At 58.0% G+C, this 13,823-nt stretch carries 13 protein-coding genes; 9 read left to right on the forward strand and 4 right to left on the reverse strand.

Annotation, left to right across the window (positions count from 1 at the left end; all coding sequences use genetic code 11):
* Positions 1-157 precede the first annotated feature (157 nt).
* Together ACOCLD_RS09720 and ACOCLD_RS09725 are read left to right on the forward strand one after the other, a co-directional pair.
* A complete protein-coding gene (locus ACOCLD_RS09720) occupies positions 158-2,071 on the forward strand; it encodes an ATP-binding cassette domain-containing protein (protein WP_422911737.1) in 1,914 nt (637 codons plus the stop codon).
* A gap of 51 nt (positions 2,072-2,122) precedes the next feature.
* Positions 2,123-2,809, forward strand: a complete 687-nt coding sequence (locus ACOCLD_RS09725; protein WP_257778152.1) for a DUF6901 family protein — start codon at positions 2,123-2,125, stop codon at positions 2,807-2,809.
* 26 nt (positions 2,810-2,835) lie between these two features.
* On the opposite strand, the gene ACOCLD_RS09730 is transcribed toward ACOCLD_RS09725, so the two are convergent.
* The gene (locus tag ACOCLD_RS09730) at positions 2,836-3,276 is read right to left on the reverse strand and encodes a universal stress protein (protein ID WP_257778153.1); all 441 of its coding nucleotides are present in this window, start codon (positions 3,274-3,276) and stop codon (positions 2,836-2,838) included.
* A gap of 87 nt (positions 3,277-3,363) precedes the next feature.
* On the opposite strand from ACOCLD_RS09730, the gene ACOCLD_RS09735 reads away from it, so the two are divergent.
* A complete protein-coding gene (locus tag ACOCLD_RS09735) occupies positions 3,364-3,801 on the forward strand; it encodes a hypothetical protein (protein ID WP_422911738.1) in 438 nt (145 codons plus the stop codon).
* Between the two features lie 92 nt (positions 3,802-3,893).
* On the opposite strand, the gene ACOCLD_RS09740 is transcribed toward ACOCLD_RS09735, so the two are convergent.
* Positions 3,894-4,712 (reverse strand): hypothetical protein, encoded by an 819-nt coding sequence (locus tag ACOCLD_RS09740; RefSeq protein ID WP_257778155.1) that lies wholly within the window; start codon positions 4,710-4,712, stop codon positions 3,894-3,896.
* A 483-nt stretch (positions 4,713-5,195) separates the two neighbouring features.
* On the opposite strand from ACOCLD_RS09740, the gene fadB reads away from it, so the two are divergent.
* From fadB to ACOCLD_RS09770, 6 genes are all read left to right on the forward strand, one after another.
* Complete coding sequence (gene fadB / locus ACOCLD_RS09745; RefSeq protein ID WP_422911739.1) at positions 5,196-7,343, forward strand: fatty acid oxidation complex subunit alpha FadB; 2,148 nt, start codon at positions 5,196-5,198, stop codon at positions 7,341-7,343.
* 30 nt (positions 7,344-7,373) lie between these two features.
* The gene (fadA, locus tag ACOCLD_RS09750; RefSeq protein ID WP_233684304.1) at positions 7,374-8,549 is read left to right on the forward strand and encodes an acetyl-CoA C-acyltransferase FadA; all 1,176 of its coding nucleotides are present in this window, start codon (positions 7,374-7,376) and stop codon (positions 8,547-8,549) included.
* A 149-nt stretch (positions 8,550-8,698) separates the two neighbouring features.
* Positions 8,699-8,935, forward strand: coding sequence for a DUF1653 domain-containing protein (locus ACOCLD_RS09755; RefSeq protein ID WP_233684305.1), 237 nt, complete (start codon positions 8,699-8,701; stop codon positions 8,933-8,935).
* A gap of 125 nt (positions 8,936-9,060) precedes the next feature.
* The gene (gene topA, locus ACOCLD_RS09760) at positions 9,061-11,670 is read left to right on the forward strand and encodes a type I DNA topoisomerase (protein ID WP_422911740.1); all 2,610 of its coding nucleotides are present in this window, start codon (positions 9,061-9,063) and stop codon (positions 11,668-11,670) included.
* Positions 11,671-11,741: 71 nt separating this feature from the next.
* Positions 11,742-12,260, forward strand: coding sequence for a DUF6586 family protein (locus tag ACOCLD_RS09765; RefSeq protein ID WP_422911741.1), 519 nt, complete (start codon positions 11,742-11,744; stop codon positions 12,258-12,260).
* 78 nt (positions 12,261-12,338) lie between these two features.
* Positions 12,339-12,572 carry a hypothetical protein gene (locus tag ACOCLD_RS09770; RefSeq protein WP_090248059.1) on the forward strand — a complete coding sequence of 78 codons (234 nt, stop codon included), beginning with the start codon at positions 12,339-12,341 and terminating at the stop codon, positions 12,570-12,572.
* Positions 12,573-12,682: 110 nt separating this feature from the next.
* Here the strand turns inward: ACOCLD_RS09770 and sulA are convergent, their stop codons facing one another.
* Entirely contained in the window at positions 12,683-13,156 is a 474-nt protein-coding gene (sulA, locus tag ACOCLD_RS09775; protein ID WP_257778160.1) for an SOS-induced cell division inhibitor SulA, read from the reverse strand.
* Between the two features lie 10 nt (positions 13,157-13,166).
* A complete protein-coding gene (gene lexA / locus ACOCLD_RS09780) occupies positions 13,167-13,778 on the reverse strand; it encodes a transcriptional repressor LexA (protein ID WP_422909018.1) in 612 nt (203 codons plus the stop codon).
* Positions 13,779-13,823 lie beyond the last annotated feature (45 nt).

Here is a 13,823-nt window from a genome sequence, read left to right on the forward strand (position 1 = left end):
GATGAGGCTGTGCTTCTCGGTTAGAATGCGCGCCCTGTTTTGCCGGTGCCATGGCATCTGCAAATGATTTTCGGGGTGTTTCAGCTGTTGCCGGCCTGATGCGACGCACCACTGACCGGCTGTAGCTGCTGACCCTGTTGCTTTGTTGAGGCGCACCATGACCCTGCTCAAATTCACCGAAATTTCCCTGGCCTATGGCGCGATGCCTCTTCTGGATAAGGTGTCGTGGCAGATTGCCCGGGGCGAGCGGGTGTGCATCATCGGCCGCAACGGTACCGGCAAGTCGAGCATGATGAAGCTGGTCAAGGGCGACCAGAAGGCCGATGACGGCACCGTCTGGCGCGCGCCAGGGCTGAAAATCGGTGAGCTGCCGCAGGAACTGCCGCGGGCTGATGAGCGCACGGTGTTTGATGTGGTCGCCCAAGGCCTGGACGGTGTGGGTGAATTGCTCGCGCAGTACCACCACCTGGCGCAGAACTGTGTCACTGACGCCGACCTGGAAAAATTGATGCATGTGCAGCAAGACCTTGAAGCCCGTGATGGCTGGCGCTTGCAGCAGTTGGTTGAAAGCACCCTGAGTCGTCTGCAGTTGCCGGCCGACAAGACCCTGGCCGAGTTGTCTGGTGGCTGGCGCCGTCGCGTGCTGCTGGCCCAGGCGCTGGTCTCCGAGCCGGATCTGCTGCTGCTCGACGAGCCCACCAACCACCTGGATATCGGTGCCATCGCCTGGCTGGAAGAAGCCTTGGCGGATTTCCAGGGGGCGGTGCTGTTTATTACCCACGACCGCTCCTTTCTGCAGAACCTGGCCACGCGCATTCTTGAACTGGATCGCGGCGGCCTGATCGACTGGAATGGCGACTACGCCAGTTTCCTGGTGCACAAAGAAGCCATGCTGGCCGCGGAAGAAACCGCCAACGCCCTGTTTGACAAGAAACTGGCCCAGGAAGAAGTGTGGATTCGCCAGGGCATCAAAGCCCGCCGCACCCGTAACGAAGGCCGTGTTCGCGCCCTGAAAGCCCTGCGTGTTGAACGCAGCGAGCGCCGTGAGCGCACCGGCAAGGCCAATATTCAGCTGGATACCGCGGAGAAATCCGGCAAGCAGGTGATGGTGCTGGAAGACGTCAGCTTTGCGCATCCAGGTGGTCCGTTCCTGATCAAGGACTTCTCCATGGTGCTGCAGCGTGGCGACCGCATTGGTCTGCTCGGCGCCAACGGCACGGGAAAAACCACGTTGCTCAAGCTGATGCTGGGCGGTCTGCAGCCCAGCAGTGGCTCGGTAACCGAAGGCACGCGTATTGAAGTGGCGTATTTTGACCAGTTGCGTCACCAGCTCGATCTGGAAAAAACCGTGATCGACAACGTTGCCGAAGGCCGTGATTTCATCGAGATCGATGGGCAGAACCGCCATGTTCTGAGCTACCTGGGCGATTTCCTGTTCAGCCCGCAGCGTGCGCGTACCCCGGTCAAGGCGCTGTCCGGTGGGGAGCGGGCACGCCTCTTGCTGGCCAAGCTGTTCAGCAAGCCGGCCAACCTGCTGGTGCTGGATGAGCCGACCAACGACCTCGATGTGGAAACGCTGGAGCTGCTGGAAGAGGTGCTGCTGACCTTCCCGGGCACCGTGCTGATGGTTAGTCACGACCGGGCTTTCCTCGACAACGTGGTGACCAGCACCCTGGTGTTCGAAGGCGAAGGGCGTGTGCGCGAATACGTCGGTGGTTATCAGGACTGGTTGCGCCAGGGGGGGTCGCCGCGCTTGCTCGGAGTGGGGGAAAGCAAGGCCGGCAAGCCTGAACTAGCCTCAGCAGTGGTGCCTGCGCCGGTGATTGCCGTACCCGTGGTAGCCGCAGCAAACAAGAAAAAACTCAGCTACAAACTGCAGCGCGAACTGGAGGCTATTCCGGGGCAGATCGATGCTCTGGAAGTGCGGGTCGCTGAACTGCAGGAGCAGGTTGCTGCACCAACCTTCTACCAGCAGCCTGCAGAGAAAACGGCTGAGGTGCTGGCCACCTTGCAGTCGGCTCAGCAAGAGCTGGATCAGTTGGTTGAGCGCTGGGCTGAGCTGGAAGGCTGAGCCTGAGTAATACCCTCAAACAGGATTTTGAGATTTCTGCCGGAGACCGTTATGGCCATCGAGTACCGCATCACTCTCGACGACAATCATCAGTTCAGCTACAGGATCGAGCTGGACCGCGTCTATGAAGCCGAGGTGGCGCAAAGCGCGCCTGCCTGGACCCGTCTGGAGTATCAGCAGTGCAGTAATTGTCCGTTGAGCAAGGACAACTTCAGTCATTGTCCGGCGGCGGTCGACCTGCATCGGGTGATCGAAGACTTCCAGGGCTTGCCGGCGTTCAAGAAGGTCTCCGTGTGGGTGCGTACGCCTGAGCGTGAGTACACCAAACTGCTGGGTTTGGAGGAGGGTCTGCGTGCACTGCTTGGGGTAATCATGGCTACCAGTGCCTGTCCGGTACTGGGCAAGCTGAAACCGATGGCGCAGCATCACTTGCCGTTTGCCAATAGCCAGGAGTTCACTCTGCGCACGGTGTCGTTGTACCTGACGCAGCAGTATTTCAATCTGCGTGAAGGGCGTCCGGCAGATTGGGAGCTCAAAGGGCTGGTGCGCATGTTCCAGCAGTTGCAGTTGGTCAATCAGGCGTTCTGGCAGCGCATTCATGCTACCTGTGAGGGCGACTCTAACCTCAAGGCGTTTCTGACTTTCTTTTCGATGGCGTCGAGCATGACCTATTCGCTGGAAACCCAGCTGCAGAAGATCCGGCCGTTGGTCATGAGTGCGGGTGACGCCGGCGATTAGCCCTGGGCTGTTCGCCGGCGGTGGTTTTAATCTGCTTTTTTCAGGCGTACCGCAAGTACGTCGCAGGGGGCGCCATGCAGTACGTCGTTGGCGGTAGAGCCCAGCAATAACGCCAGCCCATGACGGCCATGGCTGCCAACGATGATCAGGTCACACTGCTGTTCGGTGGCCAGGCGATGGATTTCCTGGCGAGGTTGGCCGTAGGCCAGGTGGCGTTGATCGCTGCTCAGCGTTGGGTACTTGCCGGCGAATTTGTCCAGGCGCTCGCGGGCCTGGTCGAACTGCTGCTGTTGCAGCATCGACAGGTCCATTGGCACGTCGCCGCCAAAGGCCATGGCCATCGGTTCGACAATATGCACCACTGATAACCTGGCGCCACTGCTGGCGGCCAGTTTCTGTGCGCGGTGCATAACCGGGTCGCATTCTTCGGTAAGGTCGACGGCGACCAGAATGTGCTGGTAGGGCATGGGGTAATTCTCCGTGCAAGTGGATCAATGGTTCTAGTATGGCCGTCCTGAGCGCTGATGACAGGCTTTTGCCTGCGAGATAACGATATGAGTCCCTGGTTTCTGCTATTGCTCCTGGCCTTTCTGCTCAGTCCGTTGGCCTGGCTGGTGCCATCGCGTCATCAGCGTGGGCAGATGGATGTGCGCCTGCAGGCTCGGCAGATGGGGGTGGCAATGCAGTTGTCGCGTCAGGAATGGCCGTATTGGTTGCTACGCCAACCGCCAGACTCATGCCCGCAATATCATCGGGCGCGCCGGCGTGGGCGGGTTGATAGTTGGTGCTATTGGCAGCTGGAACCGGGACAGTGGGTCAACAAGTGGCGCGAACCCTGCCCGGATCAGGCCTTGCTGGAACAGTTGCAGAGTTTGCCAGCGGATGCCTACAAGGCCGAAGCAACCGCGCAGATGCTCTCGGTGTGCTGGGGCGAGCGTGGGGCGCAGGAAGCATTGGAGAAGATTGTCGGTTTTCTCAAGGCCAATGCTTGAATCTAGAACTGCTGCAATGACCGATAAAAGAAAGCCCAGTGCGAGCACTGGGCTGGAGTACGGCCAGGCAGGCCGGTAAACAGAGTGGCGGGTCAGAGGTTGGCGGCGGCGTATTGGCCGGCAATCTGTTCAATGCCCTGAATAATGGTGTTGGAGTATTTGTTGACCAGAAACGGCACGCTGTTCTCGTTGTAGTTGATCAGCGATTTTTCGATGTAGCGCCACTTGGTGCTCACACCTTCCCAGGCCTGTTTGAGCTGTGGGGTGTTTTTCGGGTCTTTTTCCAGGGCGGTCATCTTGCTGGCGAAGTCGCTGACCAACTCTTCCATGGGTCGCGCCTCACCACCGCCGATAAATGTGGCGCCGACTGAAGCGCTGCGCGAGGCGTAATCCACTGCAATACCTTGCATCAGCAGGCTCTGCTCACGGCTGAGTTGGGTCAGTGCAGGCACGCTGTAGCTGCTTTCCTGTTGAATCTTGATATACAGCTCCTGGCTCAGGCTCATCAGCTGCTGGTTGCGTATGGCCAGGTCGGCCACTGGCTGCAGGTCGGTGTAGCCTTGGCTTTTCAGGGCATTGGTCAGGTTGTTCAGATCAATCTGGTAACCCTTCCATTGCTGATCCAGCTGCGCGCGCAGGGCTTTTGAACCTTCTCCTGGCATGTCGCTCAGGGCGCTCAGGTGGTTGTTGGCCTCGGTCAGCGACTCATTGATCATGCGCGCGTAACGCTGGTCGCCTTCCATGCCGTTGAACATATAGAAGTCGCCCAGGGTTTTTTGCGCAGCCAAGCGCAGCTGATGCAATTTCAGCAGGCTGGTGGCGGAATCCGCAGCCTGGGTAGCGGCGCTGAACAAGGGGAGGGTGGTGGCGAGCAGGGTGCTCAAGACGATGGCAAGCATGCGGCTCGACATGGGGAAACTCCGTGCGCCCTTGATTGGGCTCTAATTGTTTTTGTTTTTTGGTTACGGCCGGTCTAAAACGGCCGTATTGAGACGACTGTACCTGTAGCTAACTCATTTTGCTAGGTAGGCAAAGCGTCACATTTTATGGGGTTGACTGCGACAAAGAGGCGTATATCGCTGCGGATGCGCACCTGTTCGCCGCAGACTTATTTGGCGGCTGTCTGTCAGCCAAAACGTAATTTTTTGTACAGCAAGAGAGTCACTACAGGCCAATTGACAAGTTGGGGCTTTTCCTTGAAGGTGTGCACACCCAAATCAAACGGGCGTATGAATTGAGCGTTTGCCTCTTAAGACAGCGCCTTTACAGTCCGATTATCGCGTCGGTGGGTGTGCCAGGCTGATTGGGGCTACTCTAGACGGCTGTGCCGTGGAGTAGCTTGCTGGTTGGCTCCGATGTGTACTGTTCAGCTTCCATACCGTGGAGATCAGTTGATGATTTACGAAGGTAAAGCCATCACGGTTAAGGCTCTTGAGAGCGGCATCGTCGAATTGAAATTCGACCTCAAGGGTGAATCCGTCAACAAATTCAACCGTCTTACCCTCAATGAGCTGCGTCAATCCGTTGATGCAATCAAGGCTGATGGTTCGATCAAGGGCGTGATTGTCACCAGTGGCAAAGACGTATTTATCGTCGGTGCCGACATCACCGAATTCGTCGACAACTTCAAGTTGCCGGACGAAGAGCTGGTGGCTGGCAACCTCGAAGCCAACAAGATCTTCAGTGATTTTGAAGACCTCAATGTTCCGACTGTTGTCGCGATCAATGGCATCGCCCTGGGCGGTGGTTTTGAAATGTGCCTGGCGGCGGATTACCGCGTCATGGCTGACAGTGCCAAGGTTGGTCTGCCGGAAGTCAAACTGGGCATCTACCCAGGCTTCGGCGGTACTGTGCGTCTGCCACGTGTTATCGGTACCGATAACGCTGTTGAGTGGATTGCCGGTGGTAAGGAAAACAAAGCAGCTGACGCCCTGAAAGCCGGCGCCGTCGACGCTGTAGTGACTGCTGATAAGCTGCAAGCTGCAGCCCTGGATCTGATCAAGCGCGCCATCTCCGGTGAGCTGGACTACAAGGCCAAGCGTCAGCCGAAGCTGGAAAAACTCAAGCTCAACGCTATTGAGCAGATGATGTGCTTTGAAACCGCCAAAGGTTTCGTCGCAGGTCAGGCCGGCCCGAACTACCCGGCTCCGGTTGAAGCGATCAAGACTATCCAGAAAGCCGCCAACATGGCGCGCGACAAAGCTCTGGAAGTTGAAGCTGCAGGTTTCGTCAAACTGGCCAAGACTCCGGTTGCTGCAAGCCTGATCGGTCTGTTCCTGAACGATCAGGAACTGAAGAAAAAAGCCAAGCAGCACGACGAAATCGCCAAAGACGTGAAACTGGCTGCCGTACTCGGTGCTGGCATTATGGGCGGCGGTATCGCTTACCAGTCGGCCTCCAAGGGCACCCCGATCCTGATGAAGGATATCCGTGAAGAGGGTATCCAGATGGGGCTGAATGAGGCGAGCAAGCTGCTCGGCAACCGTGTCGCCAAAGGTCGCATGACCCCGGCGAAGATGGCTGAAGCCCTCAATGGCATCCGTCCGACCATGTCCTACGGTGATTTCGGCAACGTCGACATCGTCGTTGAAGCCGTCGTCGAGAACCCGAAGGTCAAGCAGATCGTGCTGGCTGAAGTGGAGGGCGTGGTTAAAGAAGACGCCATCCTCGCGTCCAACACCTCGACCATTTCCATCAACTTGCTGGCCAAGGCCCTCAAGCGTCCGGAAAACTTCGTCGGTATGCACTTCTTCAACCCGGTGCACATGATGCCGCTGGTTGAAGTGATTCGTGGCGAGAAGTCCAGCGACGTAGCCGTGGCGACCACCGTTGCCTACGCCAAGAAAATGGGCAAGACCCCGGTTGTAGTCAACGATTGCCCGGGCTTCCTGGTTAACCGCGTGCTGTTCCCGTACTTCGGTGGCTTCTCCAAGCTGCTGGGCTTCGGTGTGGACTTCGTGCGTATCGACAAGGTCATGGAGAAGTTCGGCTGGCCGATGGGCCCGGCGTACCTGTCCGACGTGGTTGGTATCGACACCGGTCACCACGGTCGTGACGTAATGGCTGAAGGCTTCCCGGATCGCATGGCGGTTGAAGGCCGTACTGCGGTTGACGTGATGTACGAAGCGGATCGTCTGGGTCAGAAGAACGGCAAGGGTTTCTATGCCTACGAGACTGACAAGCGCGGTAAGCCGAAGAAAGTCTCCGACCCGGCTGCCTATGAGCTGCTGAAGTCGATCGTCACTGAGCAGCGCGAGCTGACTGACGAAGATATCATCAACTTCATGATGATCCCGCTGTGCATGGAAACCGTGCGTTGTCTGGAAGACGGCATCGTTGATACCGCAGCTGAGGCCGATATGGGCCTGATCTACGGCATCGGCTTCCCTCCGTTCCGCGGTGGTGCACTGCGTTACATCGATACTGTCGGTGTAGCCGAGTTCGTTGCCCTGGCCGACAAATACGCCGAGCTGGGCGCGCTGTACACCCCGACTGCCAAGCTTCGCGAAATGGCCGCTAACGGCCAGAAGTTTTTCGGTTAATCGCGGTCAGACTAGAGCGAGAGTGAATTTATGAGCCTGAATCCTAGAGATGCAGTCATCGTCGACTTCGGTCGTACCCCGATGGGTCGTTCCAAGGGCGGCATGCATCGCAACACCCGTGCCGAAACCATGTCGGCCAACCTGATCAGCGGCGTGCTGGCACGTAACACCAAGCTGGATCCAGCTGAAGTTGAAGACGTGATCTGGGGCTGCGTTAACCAGACCCTGGAGCAGGGCTGGAACATCGCGCGCATGGCGTCGCTGATGACCCAGATCCCGCACACCAGTGCTGGCCAGACTGTGAGCCGCCTGTGCGGTTCGTCCATGAGCGCCCTGCACACTGCTGTGCAGGCGATCCAGACCGGCAACGGTGACGTGTTCGTCATCGGTGGTGTGGAGCACATGGGCCACGTTGGCATGATGCACGGCGTCGATCCAAACCCGCACCTGTCGCTTTACGCAGCCAAGGCCTCGGGCATGATGGGTCTGACCGCTGAAATGCTCGGCAAGATGCACGGTATCAGCCGTGAGCAGCAGGACGCCTTTGGTGAACGTTCGCACCGTCTGGCTCACAAAGCCACCGTCGAAGGCAAGTTCAAGGATGAAATCATCCCGATGCAAGGCTACGACGAGAACGGTTTCCTGAAAGTCTTCGACTACGACGAAACCATTCGTCCGGAGACTACTCTGGAAAGCCTGGCTGCCCTGAAGCCTGCGTTCAACCCGAAAGGCGGTACCGTGACTGCGGGTACTTCTTCGCAGATCACCGACGGCGCTTCCTGCATGATCGTCATGAGCGCCCAGCGCGCCCAGGACCTCGGCATTCAGCCAATGGCCGTAGTTCGCGCCATGGCCGTGGCCGGTGTTGATCCAGCGATCATGGGCTACGGTCCAGTACCGTCGACTCAGAAAGCACTGAAACGTGCTGGTCTGACTATCAATGACATCGATTTCTTCGAGCTTAACGAAGCCTTCGCTGCCCAGGCTCTGCCTGTGCTGAAGGATCTGAAAGTGCTCGACAAGATGGAAGAGAAGGTCAACCTGCACGGCGGCGCGATCGCTCTGGGTCACCCGTTCGGTTGTTCCGGTGCGCGTATCTCCGGTACCCTGCTGAACGTGATGAAGCAGAATGGTGGCACCTTCGGTGTGTCGACCATGTGCGTCGGTCTCGGCCAAGGCATCACCACCGTCTTCGAACGCCTGTAAGCTTCACGCAGCGTTAGAGATGGAAAAAACCGGGGCCTGGTGCCCCGGTTTTTGTTTTTGGTCTGTTTGTTGTAGCGATCACCTTTGGCTTGTTGCCAGGGGGGCGCACTTCCGGTTTTTCTCGGCAGAAAATCTTCAAGGAATTATTCATGCAGTTACAGCCTGGCCTCTATCGTCATTACAAAGGCCCTGAGTACCGCGTGTTTGGCGTGGCTCAACACTCCGAGACAGAGCAGTCGATGGTGGTCTACCAGGCGCTGTACGGCGAATTCGGCCTATGGGTCAGGCCGCTGGAGATGTTCTGCGAAAGTGTCGAAGTGGACGGCGAGATGGTTCCACGCTTTGCTTTGATTCAGGCTGAAAACGCACTGATCACTCGGCCTTGAGCTGATACCGGGCCATTGCTGCGCTTGACCTCGGCCGGACCACCACTATATATAGCGGTGCCGCGCTAGCAGGCAGTACAGCGCCTCCCGCATTTATTTACCGAATTTCAGGAATTTTCCAATCCATGGGCAAATCGCTGGTCATCGTGGAATCCCCGGCCAAGGCCAAGACCATCAACAAGTACTTGGGCAACGAGTACGTGGTGAAGTCGAGCATCGGCCACATCCGTGACCTACCCACCAGTGGCTCGGCGAGCACCGCCAAGGAGCCCGCCAAGCGTGGCAAAGCCGCCGCAGGTGAAGCACCGGCGCTGTCGCCCAAGGAAAAAGCCAAGCGTCAGCTGTTCGCCCGCATGGGTGTTGATCCCGAGCATGGCTGGAAAGCCAAGTACGAGATCCTGCCTGGCAAGGAGAAGGTGGTCGAGGAATTGCGCCGCTTGGCCAAGGATGCCGACACTATCTATCTCGCAACCGACTTGGACCGCGAGGGGGAAGCCATTGCCTGGCACCTGCGCGAATCCATTGGCGGCGACGACAGCCGCTACAAGCGCGTGGTGTTTAACGAAATCACCAAAAAAGCCATCCAGGAAGCGTTTGCCAAGCCGGGTGAGTTGGATATCAACCGAGTCAATGCTCAGCAAGCGCGGCGCTTCCTTGATCGCGTGGTGGGCTATATGGTCTCGCCGCTGCTGTGGGCCAAGATTGCCCGTGGTCTTTCCGCCGGTCGCGTGCAGTCGGTTGCCGTGAAGCTGGTGGTTGAGCGTGAGAAAGAGATCCGCGCCTTCGTCCCCGAAGAATACTGGGAAGTGCATGCCGACCTCGGCACCGCTAAAGGCGCTAACGTGCGTTTTGAAGTGGCGCGGGAAAATGGCAATGCCTTTAAGCCGCTGAATGAAGCGCAGGCCATGGCCGCCTTGGCCGCTCTGAAGGCCTCCAGCTACAGCGTCAGCAAGCGCGAGGACAAACCGACCAGCAGCAAGCCGTCGGCGCCGTTCATTACCTCCACCTTGCAGCAGGCCGCCAGTAACCGCCTGGGCTTTGGGGTGAAGAAGACCATGATGATGGCCCAGCGTCTGTATGAGGCGGGTTACATCACTTATATGCGTACCGACTCGACCAACCTCTCGGCCGATGCTGTGAGCATGGTGCGTGGCTTTATTGAAAGCGAGTACGGCAAAAAGTACCTGCCGGCTAACCCGATTGCCTACAGCAGCAAGGAAGGGGCCCAGGAAGCGCACGAAGCGATCCGTCCTTCCGACGTCAACCTCAAACCGACTCAACTGTCAGGCATGGAGCGTGACGCCGAGCGCCTGTATGAGCTGATCTGGCGTCAGTTCGTGGCTTGCCAGATGCCGCCGGCCGAATACCTGTCGACCACCGTTACGGTGACCGCCGCGCAGTTCGAGTTGCGCGCCAAGGGTCGTATCCTCAAGTTTGACGGCTACACGCGTGTGCTGCCGCAACTGAGCAAGCCGGGTGACGATGATGTGTTGCCGGAAATGGCTCAGGGCGAAGCGCTCAAACTGGTTAAACTCGACCCCAGCCAGCACTTCACCAAGCCGCCAGCGCGCTATTCGGAAGCCAGCCTGGTCAAGGAAATGGAGAAGCGCGGCATCGGTCGGCCGTCGACCTATGCGGCGATCATCGGCACTATTCAAGATCGCGGCTATGTGACCCTGCATAACCGCCGTTTTTACTCGGAGAAGATGGGCGACATCGTTACCGAGCGTCTGGCTGAAAGCTTCTCCAACCTGATGGACTACGGTTTTACCGCTGGCATGGAAGAGCACCTGGACGATGTGGCCCAGGGCGAGCGCGAGTGGAAGCACTTGCTCGACGAGTTCTACGGTGACTTCAAGAAGAAACTGGAAGTGGCCGAAGCGGGCGAGGGTGGCATGCGTGCCAACCAGCCGACGCTGACCGACATTGCGTGCCGCGAATGCGGCCGGCCGATGACCATTCGTACTGCCTCCACTGGTGTATTCCTCGGCTGCTCGGGCTATGCCTTGCCGCCTAAAGAGCGTTGCAAGGCCACCGTTAATCTGGTGCCAGGCGACGAAATTGCCGCGGATGATGAGGGTGAGTCGGAGTCGCGCGTGCTGCTCGGTAAGCACCGCTGCCCGATCTGCTCCACCGCGATGGACGCTTACCTGCTCGATGAAACCCGCAAGCTGCACATCTGTGGCAATAATCCGGATTGCAGTGGTTATGAAGTGGAGCAGGGCCAGTACCGCATCAAGGGCTATGAAGGCCCAAGCCTGGATTGCGACAAGTGCGGCAGCCAGATGCAATTGAAGACCGGGCGTTTTGGCAAGTTCTTTGGCTGTACCAACAGCGAGTGCAAGAACACTCGCAAGCTGCTGAAGAGCGGTGAAGCGGCTCCGCCGAAAATGGACCCGGTGAAAATGCCGGAGCTCAAGTGCGAGAAGGTCAACGACACCTACATTCTGCGCGACGGTGCATCGGGTCTGTTCCTGGCTGCCAGCCAGTTCCCGAAAAACCGTGAGACGCGTGCACCGCTGGTGATCGAACTGATTCCGCACCGCGATGAGATCGACCCCAAGTATCACTTCCTGCTTGATGCGCCGAAGAAAGACCCCCAAGGTCGTGCGGCAGTGATCCGCTACAGCCGCAAGACCAGGGAGCAGTACGTGCAGACCGAGGTCGACGGCAAGCCGACCGGCTGGCGTGCGTTCTTTGATGGCGGCAAGTGGAAAGTTGAAGATAAAAGCTGATCCAGCGGAACGCGTGTCGGCCATTGGCCGGCGCGCGTATGCTTATTCAATCCGCAGTGGAGGGCGTCGCAATGGCCAATGAACTCTATACCCGCACCAATCAGAAAATCTTCTACGCCGGTCTGGCGCTGGAGTCCTGGCGCAAGGCTGAGCAGGCTCAGAGCATGAATGCCCTGGCCTTGATTCAGGCCGAGCGTGAGGCCTCTCTGTTTCATCTCTATGGCGCTCTGTTGGGCTTGTGTCATGAGATTGCAGGTTACTACCGCTTGCCGGATAGCGCCGCGCCACAGGCTGAACGTTTTCTTACTGAGGCAGTGTTGCAGGCGGCGCCAAGCCAGGAGTTGGGTGAGCTAGTCGAGTTGGCACAGTCTTCCGGTAGTTGGGTGGCTCATCTTCTCAAGGCCTATGCCGAGCTGTTTCAGCCGCCGCAAGCTGGCAAAAAGGCCAAGGTCGATCCAGCTACGCCATTGATCACGGCGGTCAGCCTGGACGAAGAAGCTGCGCCCTTGGCGCACGAGACGCTTGAGGCCTGGCGTCAGCAGTTGAAAGCTTTGGCGCAGCGTTTTCGGCAAACCCTGAGCGAGTGGTAAGCCGCTGATTGGACCGGCGGACTAGGGTGAGTTCGGGTCGGCTGTTACACTGTCGACCTTTCGTGGAGAGTTAAGCCAATGCCTACATCATTCCTGGAAATTGTCGAATTGCCTGACGGGCGTATTGCCCTGCGTCGTGCAGAGGATGAAGAGTCACTGGTGGTGCTGGATTTCTCTGCTGATGCTAAAGCTTTCTTGCAGGGGCAGCACGTCGAGGTGGCCAAGGCAATGCTCAATGTCGGTGTGCAGATGGCGGGGCGCTTGGCTGAAAACAATTTCCAGCAGGAAGAAGGACCAAGGGTTCTGCATTGATTGCAGAATTGCTTTGGCTCTGAGCCAGAGCGTTCTGCTCGTCATGGCTGCTTCTGCATCAGGTTTCTACTGGCCGATACGCACATTCCTTGTGCGTGATTTCTGGCCAACTATCCCAAACTGATATTCAGGCTTTGTGCCTTGCCCAGGCGTGCAGCCTGCTCAAGCTGTTGCCGCGCCTGGCGTTCCAATGGGTGCAGCCAGCTGACTACGGTATGACTGCGGCCCAGCGTCAGTGCCTGCCGCGTCAATTCCAGTGCACTTTGTTCGCCGCGTGGGTGCAACAGCAGGATGCGTTCGCGGTTTAGGCCTGCTTCGCGCAGCCAGGCCTGGGTAAGGCTTGAGGGTGGCGCGATCAGGGTTAGCCAACGTTCGTCGTGGTTGTCGCTAAGTTCGCGCAGAATCGGAGCGAGAAGGTTAAGGCAGTGTCCGGCCGCACCGCGTAGCGATATTTCACTGAAAGCTTCTGTCTCGTCCTGCCAAGGCAATTCCGCGGCTTCGGCAAGCAGCGGGTTACTCGCCGAAGCCAGGAAGGCGTCGAACAAGGGCAGTTGTGTACGGTTCAGCGAATGCGGGAACTGCATAACTCCTCCACTAGCGGCGGATAACGCCGACGCTCAAGCCTTCAATGATCAAATCCTGCTCTTCCAGATTTACTTCGATCGGCGCGAACTCCGGGTTTTCGGCAATCAGCCAAACCTTGTTGCCCTCGCGCTTGAAGCGTTTGACGGTCACTTCATCATCGAGACGCGCCACCACCACTTGGCCATTACGGGCTTCGCGGGTGGTGTGTACGGCCAGCAGGTCACCGTCGAAAATGCCGATGTCTTTCATGCTCATGCCGCGTACGCGCAGCAGGTAGTCGGCCTTGGGGTGGAAGAAGTCTGGATTGATCTTGCAGGACTCTTCGACATGCTGCTGCGCCAGAATCGGTGCGCCTGCGGCGACGCGGCCAACCACCGGCAAACCTTCGTCCTCCTCGGTATTGGGCTCGAAGCCAGGAATGCGGATTCCACGTGAAGCGCCGGGAGTCATCTCGATTGCACCTTTACGGGCCAGGGCCTTGAGGTGCTCTTCAGCGGCGTTGGGGGATTTGAAGCCCAGTTTCAAGGCGATTTCCGCGCGGGTAGGCGGATAGCCATTGTCTTCAAGGCACTGCTTGATGAAGGCGAGAATCTCAGCTTGGCGCGGCGTCAGTTTTAGCATGGTCGGCTCTGTTTTTTTGTACAGTGACTGGAATTATATACAGTG

The organism is Pseudomonas cimarronensis (assembly GCF_049331905.1).
Taxonomy (GTDB): Bacteria; Pseudomonadota; Gammaproteobacteria; order Pseudomonadales; family Pseudomonadaceae; genus Aquipseudomonas.